This window comes from Enterobacter cloacae complex sp. P38RS, assembly GCF_014930775.1.
GTDB classification, from domain to species: domain Bacteria; phylum Pseudomonadota; class Gammaproteobacteria; order Enterobacterales; family Enterobacteriaceae; genus Enterobacter; species Enterobacter bugandensis.
In genome coordinates this window covers 218,154-237,598 of record NZ_JADBRS010000006.1, presented here as the reverse complement: position 1 = coordinate 237,598, position 19,445 = coordinate 218,154, and the positions used below count along the sequence as shown (strand labels likewise).

Sequence of the window (19,445 nt, the reverse complement as noted above, 5' to 3'; positions counted from 1 at the left end):
CGGGTGAGCATTTCCGGATTCTTACACAGCCACTGGATCGGTCAACCGATCCTTAACTGATCGGCATTACAACCTCGGTTGCCGTTTTTTATTCAGGGTGAGGGCATCAGGCCGCACAACATCACCCACCCACGTAATACCGCTTCACCTCATCAAACTGCATCGCAAAGTCGATATAGCTCATCAGCGCGGGCGAATTCAGCTTCCGGCTCGGATAGGCCAGCCAGAGATCGTTACCTTCAACGCGCCATTCCGGCAGCACCTGAACCAACGCCCCCTTTTCGATCTTATCTTCCAGCAGAAATGCGGGTAGCAGCGTGATCCCCGCCCCGGCAATCGCGCATTCGCGGGCGTACACCAGATTATCGGTCATGTGGCCGTTGTCCGGCAGGTAGCGGTAATCCTCACCCTCGCTTCGCAGCAGCCACTCCGACCACGCCTTGTGCGTAATACAGCGGTGCTCCACCAGCTGTCGGGGATGGATTAACGGCTCCCGGCGTGCCAGATAATCCGGCGAGGCCAGCATGTAGCGCGGGCAGTGCCCGATCATTCTGCCTATCAGAGAGGAGTCTTGCGGCTTGCCGGTGCGCAGCGCCACGTCAAAACCGGACTCGACCAGGTCCACCACGTCGTCAGAGATCGACACATCGAGCGACACGTCAGGATAGCGAAGCTGAAACTCGGCATTCATATGCGCCAGCAGGGTCGCGCCAATCCCCGCCGGGCAGGTAATACGCAGCCGGCCGCTGGGGTTTTCACGCAGGCGCTGAATGGCGTACTCCGCCCGCTCGCTGGCAGCCAGCATCTCGCGACAATGCACCAGATAGTGCTCGCCCGCGAACGTCAGGCTGATCCTACGCGTGGTGCGATTCAGCAGACGGATCCCCACCTGCTGCTCCAGCTGGCTGATCCGCTGGCTGACGCTGGATTTCGGCAGTTCGGCTTTCTGCGCCGCCGCGGTAAAACTGCCCATCTCCGCCACCAGCGCAAACAGCGCCATATCCTGCAGCTGTTTAAACATGATTGTTCACCCTGTACGAACGCTGAGTTCATGATTGTCCATCTTATCATGCGGCTGGCCACTTAATAGACTAGCCTCAACAAAACGCATTCCATTGAGGAGCACACCATGTCAGTGAAAGCCATTGCCGTTAACCCAGAAAATCCGTCCACCTTCATTGAAATCACCCCGCCGATGCCGACGCCTGGCGAACACGATCTGCTGGTAGAGGTGAAAGCCGTATCGATTAACCCGGTTGATACCAAAGTGCATGCAGGCATCGCCAAAAATGGGCTGAACGAGCCGCGAATTCTGGGGTGGGATGCCAGCGGGGTCGTCAAAGCCGCTGGAGCTGGCGTCACCGGTTTCAAACCAGGTGATGAGGTGTGGTACGCGGGCGACATCACCCGCCCGGGCAGCAATACCACTCATCAGCTGATAGATGCGCGCATTGTCGGCCACAAACCTGCCAGCCTCGGCTGGGCGGCAGCCGCTGCGCTACCCTTAACTGCGCTCACCGCGTGGGAAGGTCTGTTTGAACGGCTGAATATTCAGGACGCCGAAGCGGACAAAACCCTGCTGATCATCGGCGGCGCGGGCGGCGTGGGATCGCTGGCGATCCCGTTTGCGAAGCACAACAGCAAGGTGAAGATTATCGCAACCGCTTCACGAGAAGATTCCGCCCGGTGGTGCCGCGATCGCGGTGCTGACGTAGTGGTCAACTACCGCGATCTAAAAGGCGAGCTGGCGAAGCAGGGACTTACCTTCGTGGATTATATTTTCATCCTCAACGACACCGACGGGCATTGGGATGCGGTCAGTGAACTGATTGCGCCGCAGGGGCATATTTGTTCCATCGTTGAGAATGAACATCCGCTGAACCAGGACAAGCTGAAGTCCAAATCCGCCGCCCTGCACTGGGAGTTTATGTACACCCGCAGCATGTACAAGACGGCTGATATGGCGCGTCAGGGTGAGATCCTCAATGAGGTGGCGAAGCTGGTGGATAACGGCGTGGTGGAAAGCTCGCTCAGCGAAACCCTGCACGGGCTGAGCGTGGAAAGCATTACCGAAGCGCACCGTAAGGTGCTGGAGGGGCATATGCGCGGGAAGGTGGTGGTTGAGTTCTGAGGTATTCCCCCCTCACCCCAAAAGGGCGAGGGGGAAGTTATTACCCCTGCTCCCCCATCATCTCCTTCACCAGCTCGACGCATCGCAGGAAACGGGAGTCGTAGTCTGACTCTTCAACGTGCACAAACTCAACGTTGTTCTCGTTGAGCATCTCCACCAGCATGGTCTGGAATTCGCGCCTGTCCACCGAGCTGCCGAGGCTGCGCATGCCGTCGGCCACCCACGGGGTATTGTTTTCCAGCAGGATCACCAGGTCAAAGCGGTATTCGTCAATCAGCGCCTGCACGAACGGGTGCTCGCGCCCCTCGTACTTTTTACAGAACGCCTGCGTGGTGACGAAATCGGTATCAATAAACGCCACTTTGTTAGCGTATTTCACCGCGAAATCAATGTACTGGGCATGCCCGAGCGCGATTTTATCGTAGTCGGAATACTGCAGTGCCATCTCGTCGCCGCCGAGGTGAGAGAAGACGTAATCGCGTCCATACTCCCACGCGCTGGTGGTGTTGAAGATGTTCGCCAGCTTGTTGACCAGCGTTGATTTACCGCTCGACTCGCCGCCCAGAATAGCCACCGTACGCACGAAGAACGGCTTCACTTCGGTCGGAATATAATCCCAGTAGCGGAACGGGTTCTCTCGGATCTGCGCCCCGCTGATGTTCATAAAGGTGCGTTTCGGGTCGATCAGCACCGTCTCGATGCCCAGATGCTCGCGGAACTGCGGCGCGTCGGACTCTTCAGAGGTGTAGATCCAGTTAGGCGCAATGCCCTTCTCTTCCATAAACGCTTTGATGCCGTTGCTCCACACGTCCCAGCCGTGCGGATACGGCTCCATGCCCTCTTCATTAAAGGCATGAATGCGAATGTTTTTCTGGTACTTAAAGGTCTGAAGCAGCCAGCGCAGGCGGTCCGGTACGGTGGGCTGCTGCGACATGGCGCTGTCTTCAAAGAGCTGGCGATCGCGCGTTTCGTCGTAGCCCATGATGATGTGCAGCTCGTCCACCTGGCTACAGGCGCGCTGGATCAGATAGATATGCCCGGTATGCAGCGGATAAAACTTGCCGAACACCACGCCGATGTTCTTTTGCATTCGCGGGAACTCCAGCCCCAGAAAGCGGTGCAGCGCTTCAAGCTTCTGCGCGCTGGGGCTTTTGATTTTGGCGTTCAGCAACTGGCTCAGGTAGCCTTTGGTCATGCCGCTGGCGTCCGCCACCTGCTGCAGCGTGCAGCCCTTCTGGCGGATCGCGGTCTTGATGTAGTCAAATGATGACATAAATTACGGTGCCTCCTGCAAAATCGAATACGTAATTATAAGTCGTCAAAGACATTTAACGCATCTGCGAGTTTCTTAACGCCAAAGACCTGCATCCCTTCCGGGATTTTTTTCGGCACGTTAGCTGCCGGAACGATAGCCCGACGGAAGCCGTGCTTTGCCGCCTCGGAGATACGCTCCTGGCCGCTCGGCACCGGACGGATTTCCCCGGCCAGACCCACTTCACCGAAGACGACCAGATCCTGCGGCAGCGGTCTGTCGCGCAGGCTGGAGACCATCGCCAGCAGCAGCGCCAGGTCCGCGCTGGTCTCAGTGACTTTCACCCCGCCAACCACGTTGACGAACACATCCTGATCCGCCATCTGCAGGCCGCCGTGACGGTGCAGCACCGCCAGCAGGATCGCCAGGCGGTTCTGCTCCAGACCGACCGCCACGCGTCGCGGGTTACCCATCATCGAGTGATCCACCAGCGCCTGAATTTCAACCAGCAGCGGGCGCGTCCCTTCCCACAGCACCATTACCGAACTGCCGGAGGTGATCTCATCGCCGCGGCTCAGGAAGATGGCCGACGGGTTGCTGACCTCGCGCAGCCCCTGCTCGGTCATGGCAAACACGCCCAGTTCGTTCACCGCGCCGAAGCGGTTCTTGTGGCTGCGCAGGGTGCGGAAGCGGGAATCCGCGTCGCCGTCGAGCATCACCGAGCAGTCGATACAGTGTTCGAGCACCTTCGGACCCGCCAGAGAGCCATCTTTGGTAACGTGGCCGACCATCACAATCGCCACGCCGCGCGTTTTGGCAAAGCGCGTCAGGTAAGCGGCGGTCTCACGCACCTGCGCCACGCTGCCCGGCGAGGACTGAATGTCCGCCATGTGCATTACCTGGATGGAGTCGATCACCATCAGCTTCGGCTGCTCTTCTTCGGCGATCATGCAGATCTGCTCGATGCTGGTTTCCGACAGCATGTTCAGGTTACCGGTCGGCAGGCCGAGACGGTGAGCGCGCATCGCCACCTGCTGGAGGGATTCTTCACCCGTCACGTACAGGGTTTTCATCTGTTCGGCGAGCTTGCAGAGCGTTTGCAGCAGCAGGGTCGATTTCCCCGCCCCCGGGTTACCGCCGATCAGAATCGCGCTGCCCGGCACCACGCCGCCGCCCAGCACGCGGTCAAACTCTTTGAAGCCGGTGGAAAAGCGCGGCAGCGCTTCCAGGCTGATATCAGAAAGCTTTTGCACCTTCGACACGCCTGCATTGCCCGCATAGCCGCTCAGGCGCTCATTGCGGGCCACGCTCGGCGAAGCCGCCACACCACGCACTTCGGTGATGGTGTTCCAGGCATGACAGGCGCTGCATTGCCCCTGCCAGCGCGGATAATCCGCACCACATTCATTACAGACAAATGCGCGTTTTGGAGCTTTCGCCACGGTTTACCTCGTTATTTCTGATTAAGGCTGCCGGAGAGAATGCAGAACACCCCCATCAGGTCAGCGTGACGGATAGTGACTTCCGTCTTTTCATTCACTTTTGGTTTGGCATGGTAGGCAATGCCAAGGCCAGCCACTTTGATCATTGGCAGATCGTTCGCGCCGTCGCCAATGCCGACGGTCTGCTCGACCGGAATCTCATACTTTTCCGCCAGGCGCGTCAGGGTATTGGCTTTGTACTGGGCATCCACGATATCGCCGATCACCTGGCCGGTCAGCTTGCCGTCCATGATTTCCAGCTCGTTAGCGACCACCGTGGTCAGATGCAGTTTCTCGCGTAGATAATCCGCAAAGAAGGTAAAGCCACCGGAGGCGATCGCCACTTTCCAGCCGAGGGACTGGAGCTTCAGCACCAGCTGCGTCAGCCCCGGCATCAGCGGCAGCACGTCGCGCACCTGGCGCAGGATGTTAGCATCGGCCCCTTTCAGGGTCGCCACGCGCTGGCGCAGGCTGGCGGTGAAGTCCAGCTCGCCGCGCATCGCACGCTCGGTGACTTCCGCCACCAGCTCGCCGCTGCCTGCCAGTTTAGCGATCTCGTCAATACATTCGATCTGAATAGCGGTGGAGTCCATGTCCATCACCAGCAGACCCGGCGTTTTCAGGTGCGGAATTTTGCCGAGAGGCGCAACGTCCAGCCCGGCGTCATGCGCCAGACGCGTGGCGCGCTGCGTCAGGGAACCCGCGAGGCGAATGACCTGGTAATCTTCCACGCACCAGGCGGCGACAATGACCATCGCCGCGCCCAGTTTGGTTTGATACTGGGTCAGGCGTTGCTTATCCAGGCCGCGTCCGTACAGCAGCCAGCCGCTACGGCCAGCGTGGTAATCCAGAGGCATCACCTCATCGCCACTTAACGAGAGCGGCAATCCTGGCCATAAAGAGACATCCGTTGGCAGGTCACACCAGGTAATGTTCGGCATTAAAGCTCCTGTAATTTTGTTCGCGCCGGAAGGTTCCAGAGGGAAAATAACGCATGAGGCTACCCTGTAACCATCACTTCTGGCAACATTAAGCCCTAAATTTTCAGCAGGTGGAATATGGCTCGCGCAAAACTGAAATTCCGGCTTCATCGCGCCGTGATTGTCCTGATCTGTCTCGCACTGTTAGTCGCATTGATGCAAGGGGCATCGTGGTTTAGCCAGAATCATCAGCGACAGCGCAACCCGCAGTTTGAAGAGCTGGCCCGTACCCTGGCGCGTCAGGTGACGCTCAACGTTGCGCCCCTGATGCGCAATGAAACGCCGGACGATAAGCGGATAGGCCAGGTCTTGCGTCAGCTCACGGAAAACAGCCGCATTCTGGATGCGGGCGTGTACGATGAAAAAGGCGACCTGATTGCCCGCGCCGGTGAGCACGTCGACGTGCGCGACAGGCTGGCGCTGGACGGCAAAAAAGCCGGAGGCTATTTCAACCAGCAGATTGTCGAACCCGTTCAGGGTAAAAATGGCCCGCTGGGGTATCTGCGCCTGACGCTGGATACCCACACCCTGCCAACAGAAGCTAAGCAGGTGGATAACACCACCAATATTCTGCGCCTGATGCTGTTACTCTCGCTGGCGATTGGCGTCGTGCTGGCGCGCACGTTGCTTCAGGGCAAGCGTACCCGCTGGCAGCAGTCGCCGTTCCTGCTGACCGCCAGCAGGTCGGTTCCCGAAGACGAAGAGAGCGAGAAGAAGGAATAGTGATAAAGTAGGCGAAAGATATGGAAAAGGAACTCTGCCATGACGACGTTACGCCTGCTTATCTCTGACTCTCACGATCCCTGGTTTAATCTCGCGGTTGAAGAGTGCATCTTCCGCCAGATGCCCGCCACCCAGCGCGTCCTGTTTCTCTGGCGTAACGCCGATACGGTGGTCATCGGCCGCGCGCAAAACCCGTGGAAAGAGTGCAACACCCGGCGTATGGAAGAGGACAACGTCCGTCTCGCACGCAGGAGCAGCGGCGGCGGCGCGGTGTTTCACGATCTGGGCAATACCTGCTTTACCTTTATGGCGGGAAAACCGGAATACGACAAAACTATCTCTACGTCTATTGTGCTCAACGCGCTCAATGCGCTCGGCGTGACGGCTGAAGCCTCGGGGCGGAACGATCTCGTGGTCAAAACGCCCGAGGGCGACCGCAAGATCTCCGGCTCCGCCTACCGCGAAACGATGGATCGCGGGTTCCACCACGGCACCCTGCTGCTGAACGCCGACCTGAGCCGTCTGGCGAACTACCTTAATCCTGATAAGAAAAAGCTCCAGGCTAAGGGCATTACCTCCGTGCGCGGACGCGTGGCGAATCTGGTGGAGCTGCTGCCGGGGATTACGCACGAGCAGATTTGCGACGCGATCCGTGAAGCGTTCTTTGAACATTACGGCGAGCGCGTGGATGCGGAAGTGATTTCGCCGGATAAGACCCCGGATCTGCCCAACTTCGCCGAAACCTTTGCACGCCAGAGCAGCTGGGAATGGAACTTCGGCCAGGCTCCGGCGTTTTCACACCTGCTGGACGAACGTTTTACCTGGGGCGGCGTGGAGCTGCACTTTGACGTGGAGAAAGGCCACATTACCCGTACGCAGGTGTTTACGGACAGCCTCAACCCGGCACCGCTGGAAGCGCTGGCGGCCCGCTTGCAGGGCTGTTTGTATCGGGCGGATATGCTGCAGCAGGAGTGCGACGCGTTAATGGGGGATTTCCCGGAACAGGAACAAGAGTTGCGGGACTTATCGGCATGGATTGCGCAGGCAGTACGCTAGTAAAAAAGCCCGCTGGCGCTGCGCTTAGCGGGCCTGGAAAACCGTAGGCCGGGTCAGGCGAAGCCGCCACCCGGCACAACAGCTCTTACTCTTTATCGCCCAGCAGAACGGATTCCAGCGCGATTTTGATCATGTCATTGAAGGTGGTCTGACGCTCGGCAGCGGTGGTCTGCTCGTGGGTACGGATGTGGTCAGACACGGTGCAGATGGTCAGCGCTTTCGCACCAAACTCAGCCGCCACGCCGTAGATACCGGCCGCTTCCATTTCCACGCCCAGGATGCCGTATTTTTCCATCACGTCGAACATGTCGCCTTCTGGCGAGTAGAACAGATCGGCAGAGAACAGGTTGCCCACGCGTGCGTCAACGCCCAGCGCTTTTGCCGCGTCAACCGCGTTACGCACCATGTCAAAGTCAGCGATTGCCGCAAAGTCATGATCCTTAAAGCGGATGCGGTTAACTTTAGAGTCGGTACACGCGCCCATGCCGATCACCACGTCACGCAGCTTAACGTCCATACGCACCGCACCGCAGGAGCCTACGCGGATGATTTTCTTCACGCCGAAATCGGTGATCAGCTCTTTGGTGTAGATGGAGCAGGACGGGATACCCATGCCGTGGCCCATAACGGAGATTTTGCGGCCTTTATAGGTACCGGTGAAGCCCAGCATGCCGCGAACGTTGTTCACTTCACGCACGTCTTCGAGGAAGGTTTCTGCAATGTGCTTCGCGCGCAGCGGGTCGCCCGGCATCAATACGACGTCAGCGAAATCACCCATTTCTGCATTAATGTGAGGAGTTGCCATCTTCAGTTCCTTTTACATTGTTGTTTTTGCCGGGTGGCGGCTACGCCTTACCCGGCCTACATTCTGTTCTCCCTCTACCTGTGGGAGAGGGCCGGGGTGAGGGCATCAGGCCGCACCCAATCCGTTTAGAACATGGCCTTGCCATATTCCATGTCAGACGTACCAAAGTATTTCGCCAGGGTCTGGCCGATGTCCGCGAAGGTTTCACGGTGACCGAGCGAGCCCGGCTTCACTTTCGGGCCGTACACCAGTACCGGAATGTGCTCACGGGTGTGATCGGTACCGGTCCAGGTTGGGTCACAGCCGTGGTCTGCGGTCAGGATCAGAATGTCATCTTCCCCCACCAGCTCCATCAGCTCCGGCAGACGGCGGTCAAACAGCTCCAGGCCCGCAGCATAACCGGCTACATCGCGACGGTGGCCCCAGGAGGAGTCGAAGTCCACGAAGTTGGTGAAGACAATGGTCTTATCGCCTGCTTCTTTCATCTCTTTGATAGTGGCATCGAACAGCGCATCCAGACCGGTCGCTTTCACTTTTTTAGTGATACCGCAGTTGGCATAGATATCCGCTATTTTGCCCACGGACACCACGTGACCGCCCTTCTCGTCAACCAGCTTCTGCAGCACGGTTGGCGCCGGTGGCTCAACGGCCAGGTCATGACGGTTACCGGTACGCTGGAAGTTACCCGCTTTGTCGCCGATAAACGGACGCGCGATTACGCGGCCAATGTTGTAGCCGCCTTCGGTCAGCTCTTCACGGGCGATTTCGCACAGCTCGTAGAGTTTATCCAGGCCAAACGTCTCTTCGTGGCAGGCAATCTGGAACACGGAGTCAGCAGAGGTGTAGAAAATCGGCTTGCCGGTTTTCATGTGCTCTTCGCCGAGCTGATCCAGAATCACGGTGCCGGAAGAGTGGCAGTTACCGAGGTAGCCCGGCAGGTTGGCACGCTTCACCAGCTTATCAAGCAGCTCCTGCGGGAAGCTGTTCTCGTGATCGGAGAAGTAGCCCCAGTCGAACAGCACCGGCACGCCGGCGATTTCCCAGTGCCCTGACGGGGTATCTTTCCCGGAAGAGAGCTCGTGCGCCCAGGCGTAGGCGCCCACCACTTCCGCGTTGCCGTCCATACCGGCTGCGATTTTACCGGTAGAGCCTTCATGCGCTTTTACCAGCCCGAGGCGGGTCAGGTTAGGTAGAGTCAGAGGGCCTTTACGACCGTTGTCCGCTTCGCCTTTTGCACAGGCTTCCGCGATGTGACCCATGGTATCGGAACCCACGTCACCAAAACGTTCTGCATCTTCGGTTGCGCCGATGCCGAATGAGTCCAGCACCATAATAAATGCACGTTTCATAATTGTTCTCCGTACTTAGTGCTTCATAAAAATGCGATCAGATCAGTATACCGCTATTCAGTGATACGACGATAGACCGTCGGTGTGGTTTCCGGTGCTTTATCGTCAAGAGATATTGCCGCTTTCACCGCTTTCGCCGCGTCCTGCCAGCTGGCTTCGTCTTTCGCGTGGATCACCGCCAGCGGACGTTGGCCGTCGACGCTGTCGCCCAGACGGGCCATATCGGTAAAGCCGACGCTGTAATCAATGGTGTCCGATGCCTGACGACGTCCGCCACCCATAGATACAACAGCCATGCCAAGCGCGCGGGTGTCCATGGCGGAGACAAAACCTTCGCCATCCGCATAAACAGCTTTGCTGAGCATCGCGGTCGGCAGGTATTTCGCGTAGTTTTCGACGAAATCGGTCGGGCCTTTCTGCGCCGCCACCATGCGGCCAAAGATCTCCGCCGCTTTGCCGTTGTCCAGCACCGCCTGAAGCTTCGCGCGGGCTTCCGCGTCGTCTTTGGCCAGCTTGCCGGAGATGAGCATCTCAACGCACAGCGCCATGGTGACATCGAACAGGCGCGGGTTACGGTATTCGCCTGTGAGGAACTGCACGGCTTCGCGGACTTCAACCGCGTTACCGGCGCTGGAGGCCAGCACCTGGTTCATGTCGGTCAGCAGCGCGGTGGTGCGCACGCCCGCGCCGTTGGAGACGCCAACGATCGCTTCGGCAAGCTGAGCAGAGAGTTCATAGGTCGGCATAAACGCGCCGCTGCCCACCTTCACGTCCATCACCAGCGCGTCCAGCCCTTCCGCCAGTTTTTTGGCGAGGATAGAGGCGGTGATCAGCGGGATGGAGTCTACGGTGGCGGTAATATCACGCGTCGCGTAAAAACGCTTGTCTGCCGGAGCAAGAGAGCTGGTCTGGCCGATAATCGCCACGCCAACGTCTTTAATAATATCGCGGAAGCGATTGTCATCCGGGAAGATATCGAAGCCCGGAATGGCTTCCAGTTTGTCGAGCGTACCGCCGGTGTGGCCCAGGCCGCGCCCGGAGATCATGGGAACATAACCGCCGCAGGCTGCCACCATAGGGCCGAGCATCAGCGAAGTCACATCACCCACGCCGCCGGTGGAGTGTTTGTCCACAATCGGGCCGTTGAGGTTGAGGCTTTTCCAGTCCAGAACGGTTCCTGAATCTCGCATCGCCATGGTCAGCGACACGCGCTCAGGCATCGACATATCGTGGAAGAAAATGGTCATCGCCAGAGCCGCAATCTGCCCTTCTGAGACGGTGTTGTCACGAATGCCGTTGATGAAGAAGCGAATTTCTTCGTCGCTTAAAGCAAGACCATCACGTTTTTTACGAATAATTTCTTGTGCGAGAAACACGGTAACCCCCATGCGGAATCGGGTGAATGGCGGCGGGTACGCTTACCCGCCCTGCGATCCTGTAGGCCGGATAAGCGAAGCGCCATCCGGCATTGTCTGGCAATCAGTAGCTGCTTGCGCTCTTACCGTCGCCGTGACCCAGCGCCTTCAGCAGGCTTGCCAGCAGGCTGGACGCGCCGAAGCGGTAGTGGCGGGAGTCAGCCCACTCTGCGCCAAACAGTTCGTCGGCAATCGCCAGGAACTGCTGCGCGTCTTCCGCGGTACGTACGCCGCCCGCAGGTTTGAAGCCCACGGTTTTGGACACGCCCATATCGCGGATAACTTCCATCATGATGCGCGCGCTTTCCGGGGTCGCATTAACCGGCACTTTACCGGTAGAGGTTTTAATGAAATCCGCACCGGCTTTGATGGAGATTTCTGACGCCTTACGAATCAGGGCCTCTTCTTTCAGCTCACCGGTTTCGATGATCACTTTCAGCAGCACGTTTGCCGCCGCACACGCGTCTTTACAGGCTTTCACCAGGTCAAAACCGACCTGCTCGTTGCCGGCAATCAGCGCGCGGTACGGGAACACCACGTCAACTTCGTCTGCGCCGTAGGCAATTGCCGCGCGGGTTTCCGCCAGCGCAATCTCAATGTCGTCATTGCCGTGCGGGAAGTTAGTCACGGTTGCAATGCGCACGTCCGGCGTGCCCTGCTCTTTCAGCGTTTTGCGCGCAATCGGGATAAAGCGCGGGTAGATACAGACGGCGGCGGTGTTACCCACTGGCGTTTTTGCCTGATGGCACAGGGCGATGACTTTTTCATTGGTGTCGTCATCGTTCAGGGTGGTCAGGTCCATCAGCTTCAACGCGCGCAGGCTGCTTGCAGTTAAATCGGTCATAACATTCTCCAACGGCAGTGCCGTATAAATTTTACCTTGCGGGTCTGTGAGTATTCTAACATTCACCCGCATCCACACTTCGACATTCATCACAGTTAATGAAAACTGCGTACAAATTTGCATTACTGTAATGAGATCTTGTTCAAACTTTAGCGTGCAAATTGCTGACTAAAGCAGCGATATCCCTTGTTGGATCAAAAGCGCCGGCAGGCTGGCTTCCTACAATCCGTTCATCATCCGCAGAACATTCAAGGAAGCGAACATGCCCGACGCCCTGCAACAACGTTGCCAGCACATTGTGACAAGCCCGCTGTTAACCCCGGAGCAAAAACGTCATTTTCTGGCGCTGGAAGCGGAAAATTATCTGCCCTACCCGATGCTATCTCCGGCCGCCCGCGCCGCGCTGGACGAGGGGTTTATCTGCGACATGTACGAAGGTCATGCCCCCTACAAACCGCGTTACGTGCTGCCGGATTATGAAAAATTCCTGGCTAACGGTTCGGAATGGCTGGAGCTGGAAGGCGCGAAAGATCTTGATGACGCCCTCTCTCTGTTAACTATTCTCTATCACCATGTTCCTTCAGTGACATCAATGCCGGTCTATCTGGGGCAGCTTGATGCACTACTGAACCCGTATGTTAGAATTCTAACACAAGAAGAAATCGATAGCCGAATAAAACGTTTCTGGCGCTATCTCGACAGAACGCTGCCCGATGCGTTTATGCACGCCAACATCGGGCCCGCCGACGGCCCTGTCACCCGTGCCATTCTGCGTGCAGATGCTGAACTGAAGCAGGTTGCGCCCAATCTGACCTTTATCTACGATCCTGAGATCACCCCAGACGATTTACTGCTTGAGGTGGCAAAAAACATTTGTGAATGCAGCAAACCGCATATTTCAAACGGCCCAGTGAATGATAAAATTTTCACAAAAGGCCGTTTTGGCGTGGTGAGCTGTTACAACTCTCTGCCGCTGGCGGGCGGTGGCAGCACCCTGGTGCGCCTTAACCTCAAGGCAATCGCCGAACACAGCACATCCATTGACGATTTCTTCACCCGCTCGCTCCCGCACTACTGCCAGCAGCAAATCGCCATCATCGATGCGCGCTGCAATTTTCTGTACGGGCAATCCGGCTTCTTTGAGAATAGCTTCCTGGTGAAAGAGGGGCTGATTGATGCCGATCGGTTTGTGCCGATGTTTGGCATGTACGGTCTTGCCGAAGCGGTGAACGTACTGTGTGAGAAAGCAGGCATGGCGGGGCGTTACGGGAAAGACGAGCAGGCCAACGCGCTGGGTTATCGCATCAGCGAACAGCTTGCGGCGTTTGTTGAAAATACGCCGGTGAAGCACGGCTGGAAGCATCGCGCGATGCTGCACGCCCAGTCAGGCATCAGCTCCGATTCGGGCACCACGCCGGGGGCGCGTCTGCCGTACGGTGACGAGCCGGATCCTGTCAGTCATCTGCTGGCCGTAGCGCCGCACCATAAACACTATCATTCCGGGATCAGCGATATTTTAACGCTGGATGAGACGGTAAAACGCAATCCGCAGGCGGTGGTTCAGCTTTGCCTGGGGGCGTTCAGGGCCGGTATGCGTGAGTTCACCGCGAATGTGGCCGGTAACGATCTGGTACGCGTGACCGGCTATATGGTTCGCTTGTCGGATCTGGAGAAATACCGGGAAGCGGGTTCAAGAACGAACACCACGTGGCTGGGGGAAGAGGCCGCACGCAATACCCGTATTCTGGAACGTCAGCCGCGCGTGATAAGCCATGAACAGCAGATGCGCTTTAGTTAGTCAGGTCATCCCCTTCTCCTGCGTGGACGGGCCGGGCAGCCGCCTGGCGCTGTTCCTGCAGGGCTGTAACCTGCGCTGCAAAACCTGCCACAACCCGTGGACCATCGGGCGCTGCAACGACTGCGGGGACTGCGTGCCCCACTGCCCGCACGACGCGCTGACCATTCAGGCCGGACGCGTCTGGTGGCAGGAGAGTCACTGCCAGCAGTGCGACACCTGCCTGCGCCTGTGCCAGCAGCAGGCCACGCCCATGGCGCACCGCCTGAGCGTCGACGAGATCCTCGTTCAGGTCCGTAAATCCGCGCCCTTTATCGAAGGGATCACCGTGAGCGGCGGCGAAGCCACAACCCAACTGCCGTTTTTGATCGCCCTGTTTACCGCGATCAAAACCGATCCTGAGCTACATCATTTAACCTGCCTGGTAGACAGCAACGGTCTGCTAAGCGAAACCGGCTGGCAAAAACTGCTGCCGGTGCTGGATGGCGCAATGCTGGACCTCAAAGCGTGGGGGAATGAATATCACCGCTTCCTGACCGGACGCGAAAACCCGCAGATTAAGGAGAGCATTCGCTGGCTGGCAGACCGTCACCGTTTGACGGAGCTACGCTTGCTGGTCATCCCGGAACAGTGTGATTATCTGGAACATATCAAACCGTTGATCGCGTTCATCCTCGAGCTGGGGAATGTTCCGGTGCGTATTAACGCGTTTCATGCACACGGGATCTACGGCGAGGCGGCGTCATGGCGCAGCGCCACGCAGGAGGATATTGAACCGCTGGCGCGGGCGCTGGAAAAACAGAAGATAACGGTGATTCGTCCGGCGCTTTATCTATAGCGTGATACCAAAAACCGAACGGGTATTTTCGAGCAGCGCGCTGGCAATGACCTCTTCAGGTTCCTGACGCAGTTCGCACAGCACGTTAAACACCCGCGCCGCCTGTTCCGGGCGATTCGGCTGCCCCTGAAAACCATTCAGCGGCATATCGGGGGCATCCGTTTCCAGTAACAGCGCAGAGAGAGGCAGATGCGCCATTACGTCACGGGTTTTACTGGCGCGCGGATAGGTGATGGTGCCACCGACGCCAATTTTATAGCCCAGTTCAATAAAACGCTGCGCCTGCTGCAGGCTGCCGGAAAAACCATGCACTACGCCTCTTCGCGGCAGGTCGATGCGCTTCAGGTGCATCGCCAGTTTGTCATGAGTGCGTCGGGAGTGGAGGATCACCGGCAGATCGTGACGCTTTGCCAGCCGAAGCTGCGCGTCCAGGATCGTCTGCTGGCGTTCAAACTGCGGATCTTCGCGATAGAGATCGAGGCCGATCTCGCCGATGGCGACAAGTTTCTCTCCTGCACGTTGCAGCACCCGATCCAGCTCTTCAAGATGCTCATCACGATGGCGCTCAATCACAATCGGATGCAGGCCGAGCGCGGCATAAAGCGCGGAGTATCGCGCGGAAAGATCCAGCACGCGGGTAAAATAGGCCGCTTCAACCGACGGCACAATGATGGCCTGCACGCCGGCTTCGGCAGCTTTCGCAATGCTTTGCGCTTCATTCCCCGTAAACGGCGGGAAATCAAAGTGGCAGTGGGTATCAACAAAGCGGTGCGTCACGCCAGATCCTCGTTATCTAATAAAGCGTCATTCGCCTGCGGAATGTCCACCAGCGGCATGGTCAGGGCGTCATTGGCGACAATTGCAGGTGGCGTAATAATGCGTTTATGCCGATGCAGAGGCGGTTGCTCGGCCAGCATTTTCCCGACGGTCGCCAGGAAGTAACGCCCGCACAGCCGCCCCGTTTTGTAATCCATACGCAACGCAGGCAACCGGCTGCCCAACGCCATGCTCAGCAGCGGCTTAGGCGGATAAATTTCAAAGATGCGCAGCTTGCCCGGGGGTTTTTCAATAAAGCGCTGCATCGCGCCGTAGGTGGTTTCATGCTGCTTCGCGATGTTCACCAGCGGCTGCAGGCTGCTGTCGCCCAGCCAGCGCTCCATCCGCTTAAACCACTGGGGGGTGTAATACATTTGCGACGGAACGGTACGGATCACCACGATAGTTTTCGCCCCGCGTCGCGCGGCTTCCTGCACCGGCACCGCGTCGCTGATGCCGCCGTCCAGATAGCTGATGCCATCCAGCAGCGCGCCGGTACGATAAAAACCGGGAATAGCGCTGGAGGCGCGGATGATGTCGAGCCAGTTCTCCTTCTGCGGTGAGAAATAGCCCGGCGAATAGTCATCCCCCCGGCTGGCGCACATCCAGAATTCTTTGCCGCTATCAAACAGGCGGGCGGCGGTATCCATGGCCAGCGGCATCTGGCTGGAGGTCGACTCCAGCAGCCAGTCGAGATCGATCAGGTTGCCGCCGCGCACGAAGCGCACCGGGTTAAAAAATTCTTTCGCCGTGGTGAAGCGCATGATCACTTTTCGCGCGTAGCCGGGCTGGTTACAGACATAGGCAGAGAGATTCTGCGCCCCGGCGGACGTGCCGAAGTAGAGGTCAAACGGGTTGAACTGCGCGCGCATAAATTCATCCAGCACGCCGGCGGTGAAAATGCCGCGCTGTCCTCCCCCCTCGCAGACCAGTGCGAGTTGACCCGCACTAAATGGTTTTAACGTCAGCGGCGCAATATTGCCGAGCGTAACGGGAATTCGTTGCCCCACCTCTGCTTTCCTGTTTTGATTATTTTATCACTCCACAGTAACGCACCCGACCTGTAACGCAAATAAGAAAAAGCCAGTCGCAGTGACTGGCTTTATTTTGTTGAAGGAATATTGCGTTTGCTACGGACGTCTACGACCCGTAAACAGGCTGACCAGGAACAGAATAATACCGACGACGAAGACAATTTTAGCTGCCCATGCCGCTGTACCTGCCAGACCACCAAAGCCCAATGCGGCGGCAATTAACGCGATAACCAGAAATATAATGCCCCAACGAAACATAAGCTTCTCCTTTACCATAGTTAATGTCGGCCGCTAAACGTGAGCGCTCAGGTCACTCACCGGCGTTTTTCCAGAGTCGTTCTTATTTCGCCCGCAGGGTTAAACCTTACGGGCGAATGGTCCAGAATTACTTCGTTTTCAGATCGTTTTTAACGCTTTTAACACCATCAATGGCTTTCGCAATTGACTCGGCGCGTTCACTTTGCGCCTGTGAATCAACCGTACCGGAAAGCTGAACCACGCCATCGGTGGTTTCCACTTTCACCTTACGAGACGGCACGATGTCATCTGCTAACAGTTTAGCTTTGATTTCGCTGGTAGTAGCGGCATCACCGGCATAACCTTTCACCGAGGCGTTTTTACCGTCGCGAACGTGCAGTTTATCGCTCACGGATGCGACACCTTCTACACCCTTCGCCACCTTCACAGCCTGTTCGGCCTGGGCCTGGCTTTCAACAAAGCCACTCAGGGTAACGACCTTTTTGTCGGTCTTAACGGAAATATCGGTGCTCTTGATGGCTTCATCATCCACCAGTGCGGCTTTCACTTTTGCTGTGATAGAGCTGTCGTCCATGAAATTACCGACTTTATTCATAGAGCTATCGATTTTTTGCCCTGCGGTGTCGGCCGTGGACTGTGCTTTATCCATGGTGCTGCTTTCCGCCAGGGCGGAACCGCTAACCAGAACGCTACCCAGTGTTACAGCCAGCAGAGTTTTAGAAATCTTCAGTCTTGTCATATTCATCGATGTATTCCTGTGTTTTACCCGTTATTCGGGCTAAATACTTCCTTAGTAGTTTTATATATCGCGAATAAACACACGGGTGAAATGGAGAACCAATCGACATGCATTGAACAGTTAATTCATCCATGCCCGGTGCTAAACACTGAGTTAAATATAGATCACTCTCACAATGCCGCTTTCAGAATTGCGTAAAAAACGCGCGAATAGCGTGAATTTGCGGTGAATTAAGAACATTCCGCAAGGGACTAATAAGACAGGAATAAAAGATGAGCACGGCGATTGCCGTGCTCCGGGAGGGGATTAGTGTTCGCGCGTTTTGCGGAACTGAACGTCTGGATAACGTTCCTGCGTCAGGTTCAGGTTGACCATCGTTGGCGCGATATAGGTCAGGTTGTCGCCGCCATCGAGCGCCAGCTGAATTTCGTTCTTACGCTTAAATTCTTCGAATTTCTTCACATCAGAACACTCAACCCAGCGCGCGGTCGCCACGTTGACCGATTCGTAAATCGCTTCCACGTTGTACTCGCTCTTCAGGCGCGCAACCACCACGTCGAACTGAAGCACACCGACCGCGCCGACAATCAGATCGTTGTTGGCGATTGGACGGAATACCTGCACGGCGCCCTCTTCAGAGAGCTGAACAAGGCCTTTCAGCAGCTGTTTCTGCTTCAGCGGATCGCGCAGACGAATGCGACGGAACAGCTCCGGTGCGAAGTTCGGAATACCCGTGAACTTCATCATCTCGCCCTGGGTGAAGGTATCGCCGATCTGGATCGTACCGTGGTTGTGCAGACCGATGATGTCGCCCGGATACGCCTCTTCAACGTGCGAACGGTCGCCCGCCATAAAGGTCAGCGCGTCGGAAATCACGACATCTTTACCGATGCGCACCTGGCGCAGCTTCATGCCCTTCTCATACTTACCGGACACCACGCGCATGAAGGCCACGCGGTCGCGGTGTTTCGGGTCCATGTTGGCCTGAATTTTAAAGACGAAGCCGGTGAACTTCTCTTCCTTCGCTTCCACTTCGCGGGTGTCGGTTTTACGCGGCATCGGCTGAGGTGCCCACTCCACCAGACCGTCCAGCATGTGGTCAACGCCGAAGTTACCCAGCGCGGTACCGAAGAAGACCGGGGTAATTTCGCCGCTCAGGAACAGCTCTTTGTCGAACTCGTGAGACGCACCCTTCACCAGCTCCAGCTCGTCGCGCAATTGCGCGGCCAGCTCTTCGCCAACGGCGGCATCGAGATCCGGGTTGTCCAGACCTTTCACAATGCGCACTTCCTGAATGGTGTGGCCTTTACCGGTCTGATACAGGTAAGTTTCGTCTTTATAGAGGTGATAAACCCCTTTGAACAGCTTACCGCAGCCAATTGGCCAGGTGATTGGCGCACAGGCGATCTTCAGCTCGTTTTCCACTTCATCCATCAGCTCCATCGGATCGCGGATGTCACGGTCGAGTTTGTTCATGAAGGTGAGGATCGGCGTATCGCGCAGACGAGTAACTTCCATCAGCTTGCGGGTACGATCTTCTACACCCTTCGCGGCGTCGATCACCATCAGACAGCAGTCCACCGCCGTCAGGGTACGGTAGGTATCTTCGGAGAAGTCTTCGTGCCCCGGGGTGTCCAGCAGGTTCACCAGGCAGTCGTGATACGGGAACTGCATCACGGAGGTGGTAATCGAAATACCACGCTGCTTTTCCATCTCCATCCAGTCAGATTTTGCATGCTGGCTGGAGCCACGGCCTTTAACGGTACCCGCAGTCTGGATCGCCTGTCCGAACAGCAACACCTTCTCGGTGATGGTCGTTTTACCGGCATCCGGGTGCGAGATAATGGCAAAAGTACGGCGCTTGGCCACCTCTTGCAGATAAGGAGACAACGTCATAATTAAATCTTCTTTTATAAGCGCGGCAGCACG

General features: G+C 57.1%; 18 protein-coding genes. 5 read left to right on the top strand and 13 right to left on the bottom strand.

Going from position 1 to position 19,445, the window contains the following annotated elements; genetic code table 11:
- Positions 1 to 121: 121 nt before the first annotated feature.
- Positions 122 to 1,021: a LysR family transcriptional regulator gene (locus IM303_RS11170; RefSeq protein ID WP_049001337.1), complete on the bottom strand. Its 900-nt coding sequence runs from the start codon at positions 1,019 to 1,021 to the stop codon at positions 122 to 124.
- Positions 1,022 to 1,129: 108 nt separating this feature from the next.
- Between IM303_RS11170 and IM303_RS11165 the strand changes: the two genes are divergently transcribed.
- The gene (locus IM303_RS11165) at positions 1,130 to 2,131 is read left to right on the top strand and encodes a zinc-binding alcohol dehydrogenase family protein (RefSeq protein ID WP_049001334.1); all 1,002 of its coding nucleotides are present in this window, start codon (positions 1,130 to 1,132) and stop codon (positions 2,129 to 2,131) included.
- Between the two features lie 40 nt (positions 2,132 to 2,171).
- Here IM303_RS11165 and nadR read toward each other — a convergent pair whose 3' ends face one another.
- From nadR to serB, 3 genes are read right to left on the bottom strand one after another with little or no spacing between them, the layout of a single operon-like run.
- Positions 2,172 to 3,404 (bottom strand): multifunctional transcriptional regulator/nicotinamide-nucleotide adenylyltransferase/ribosylnicotinamide kinase NadR, encoded by a 1,233-nt coding sequence (gene nadR, locus IM303_RS11160; protein WP_015572616.1) that lies wholly within the window; start codon positions 3,402 to 3,404, stop codon positions 2,172 to 2,174.
- A gap of 35 nt (positions 3,405 to 3,439) precedes the next feature.
- Positions 3,440 to 4,825 (bottom strand): DNA repair protein RadA, encoded by a 1,386-nt coding sequence (gene radA, locus IM303_RS11155; protein ID WP_003856523.1) that lies wholly within the window; start codon positions 4,823 to 4,825, stop codon positions 3,440 to 3,442.
- An 11-nt stretch (positions 4,826 to 4,836) separates the two neighbouring features.
- Positions 4,837 to 5,805: a phosphoserine phosphatase gene (gene serB / locus IM303_RS11150; RefSeq protein WP_028015444.1), complete on the bottom strand. Its 969-nt coding sequence runs from the start codon at positions 5,803 to 5,805 to the stop codon at positions 4,837 to 4,839.
- Positions 5,806 to 5,922: 117 nt separating this feature from the next.
- Between serB and IM303_RS11145 the strand changes: the two genes are divergently transcribed.
- Positions 5,923 to 6,567: a YtjB family periplasmic protein gene (locus tag IM303_RS11145; protein WP_028015443.1), complete on the top strand. Its 645-nt coding sequence runs from the start codon at positions 5,923 to 5,925 to the stop codon at positions 6,565 to 6,567.
- Positions 6,568 to 6,606: 39 nt separating this feature from the next.
- Entirely contained in the window at positions 6,607 to 7,623 is a 1,017-nt protein-coding gene (gene lplA, locus IM303_RS11140; RefSeq protein WP_028015442.1) for a lipoate--protein ligase LplA, read from the top strand.
- Positions 7,624 to 7,708: 85 nt separating this feature from the next.
- On the opposite strand, the gene deoD is transcribed toward lplA, so the two are convergent.
- From deoD to deoC, 4 genes are all read right to left on the bottom strand, one after another.
- On the bottom strand, positions 7,709 to 8,428 hold the full coding sequence (deoD, locus tag IM303_RS11135) for a purine-nucleoside phosphorylase (RefSeq protein ID WP_003856538.1): 720 nt from the start codon (positions 8,426 to 8,428) through the stop codon (positions 7,709 to 7,711).
- Positions 8,429 to 8,553: 125 nt separating this feature from the next.
- On the bottom strand, positions 8,554 to 9,777 hold the full coding sequence (gene deoB, locus IM303_RS11130; protein ID WP_025912138.1) for a phosphopentomutase: 1,224 nt from the start codon (positions 9,775 to 9,777) through the stop codon (positions 8,554 to 8,556).
- A 53-nt stretch (positions 9,778 to 9,830) separates the two neighbouring features.
- On the bottom strand, positions 9,831 to 11,153 hold the full coding sequence (gene deoA, locus IM303_RS11125; RefSeq protein WP_041911290.1) for a thymidine phosphorylase: 1,323 nt from the start codon (positions 11,151 to 11,153) through the stop codon (positions 9,831 to 9,833).
- 103 nt (positions 11,154 to 11,256) lie between these two features.
- On the bottom strand, positions 11,257 to 12,036 hold the full coding sequence (deoC, locus tag IM303_RS11120) for a deoxyribose-phosphate aldolase (protein WP_032644972.1): 780 nt from the start codon (positions 12,034 to 12,036) through the stop codon (positions 11,257 to 11,259).
- A gap of 262 nt (positions 12,037 to 12,298) precedes the next feature.
- On the opposite strand from deoC, the gene IM303_RS11115 reads away from it, so the two are divergent.
- A complete protein-coding gene (locus IM303_RS11115; protein WP_049001327.1) occupies positions 12,299 to 13,834 on the top strand; it encodes a YjjI family glycine radical enzyme in 1,536 nt (511 codons plus the stop codon).
- Positions 13,809 to 14,669, top strand: a complete 861-nt coding sequence (locus IM303_RS11110) for a YjjW family glycine radical enzyme activase (protein WP_193359908.1) — start codon at positions 13,809 to 13,811, stop codon at positions 14,667 to 14,669. Before IM303_RS11115 ends, IM303_RS11110 begins: the two co-directional genes overlap by 26 nt.
- On the opposite strand, the gene IM303_RS11105 is transcribed toward IM303_RS11110, so the two are convergent.
- The 5 genes from IM303_RS11105 to prfC form a co-directional block, all read right to left on the bottom strand.
- Positions 14,664 to 15,446 carry a TatD family hydrolase gene (locus IM303_RS11105; protein ID WP_193359907.1) on the bottom strand — a complete coding sequence of 261 codons (783 nt, stop codon included), beginning with the start codon at positions 15,444 to 15,446 and terminating at the stop codon, positions 14,664 to 14,666. The two genes, IM303_RS11110 and IM303_RS11105, sit on opposite strands and share 6 nt — an antisense overlap.
- Positions 15,443 to 16,495 (bottom strand): patatin family protein, encoded by a 1,053-nt coding sequence (locus tag IM303_RS11100; RefSeq protein WP_032644971.1) that lies wholly within the window; start codon positions 16,493 to 16,495, stop codon positions 15,443 to 15,445. Before IM303_RS11100 ends, IM303_RS11105 begins: the two co-directional genes overlap by 4 nt.
- 120 nt (positions 16,496 to 16,615) lie before the next feature.
- Positions 16,616 to 16,777, bottom strand: a complete 162-nt coding sequence (locus IM303_RS11095) for a DUF1328 domain-containing protein (RefSeq protein WP_003856556.1) — start codon at positions 16,775 to 16,777, stop codon at positions 16,616 to 16,618.
- A gap of 127 nt (positions 16,778 to 16,904) precedes the next feature.
- Positions 16,905 to 17,522: a molecular chaperone OsmY gene (osmY, locus tag IM303_RS11090; RefSeq protein ID WP_028015434.1), complete on the bottom strand. Its 618-nt coding sequence runs from the start codon at positions 17,520 to 17,522 to the stop codon at positions 16,905 to 16,907.
- A gap of 300 nt (positions 17,523 to 17,822) precedes the next feature.
- A complete protein-coding gene (gene prfC, locus IM303_RS11085) occupies positions 17,823 to 19,412 on the bottom strand; it encodes a peptide chain release factor 3 (RefSeq protein ID WP_028015433.1) in 1,590 nt (529 codons plus the stop codon).
- Positions 19,413 to 19,445: the final 33 nt, after the last annotated feature.

What these genes read in the sequence shown, in the direction of transcription:
- osmY (WP_028015434.1), bottom strand. Translation starts at nt 17,522, where the DNA reads ATGAATATGACAAGACTGAAGATTTCTAAAACTCTGCTGGCTGTAACA.
- lplA (WP_028015442.1), top strand. Translation starts at nt 6,607, where the DNA reads ATGACGACGTTACGCCTGCTTATCTCTGACTCTCACGATCCCTGGTTT.
- IM303_RS11145 (WP_028015443.1), top strand. Translation starts at nt 5,923, where the DNA reads ATGGCTCGCGCAAAACTGAAATTCCGGCTTCATCGCGCCGTGATTGTC.
- IM303_RS11095 (WP_003856556.1), bottom strand. Translation starts at nt 16,777, where the DNA reads ATGTTTCGTTGGGGCATTATATTTCTGGTTATCGCGTTAATTGCCGCC.
- prfC (WP_028015433.1), bottom strand. Translation starts at nt 19,412, where the DNA reads ATGACGTTGTCTCCTTATCTGCAAGAGGTGGCCAAGCGCCGTACTTTT.
- deoD (WP_003856538.1), bottom strand. Translation starts at nt 8,428, where the DNA reads ATGGCAACTCCTCACATTAATGCAGAAATGGGTGATTTCGCTGACGTC.
- IM303_RS11170 (WP_049001337.1), bottom strand. Translation starts at nt 1,021, where the DNA reads ATGTTTAAACAGCTGCAGGATATGGCGCTGTTTGCGCTGGTGGCGGAG.
- IM303_RS11110 (WP_193359908.1), top strand. Translation starts at nt 13,809, where the DNA reads ATGAACAGCAGATGCGCTTTAGTTAGTCAGGTCATCCCCTTCTCCTGC.
- deoC (WP_032644972.1), bottom strand. Translation starts at nt 12,036, where the DNA reads ATGACCGATTTAACTGCAAGCAGCCTGCGCGCGTTGAAGCTGATGGAC.
- IM303_RS11115 (WP_049001327.1), top strand. Translation starts at nt 12,299, where the DNA reads ATGCCCGACGCCCTGCAACAACGTTGCCAGCACATTGTGACAAGCCCG.
- nadR (WP_015572616.1), bottom strand. Translation starts at nt 3,404, where the DNA reads ATGTCATCATTTGACTACATCAAGACCGCGATCCGCCAGAAGGGCTGC.
- serB (WP_028015444.1), bottom strand. Translation starts at nt 5,805, where the DNA reads ATGCCGAACATTACCTGGTGTGACCTGCCAACGGATGTCTCTTTATGG.
- IM303_RS11165 (WP_049001334.1), top strand. Translation starts at nt 1,130, where the DNA reads ATGTCAGTGAAAGCCATTGCCGTTAACCCAGAAAATCCGTCCACCTTC.
- deoB (WP_025912138.1), bottom strand. Translation starts at nt 9,777, where the DNA reads ATGAAACGTGCATTTATTATGGTGCTGGACTCATTCGGCATCGGCGCA.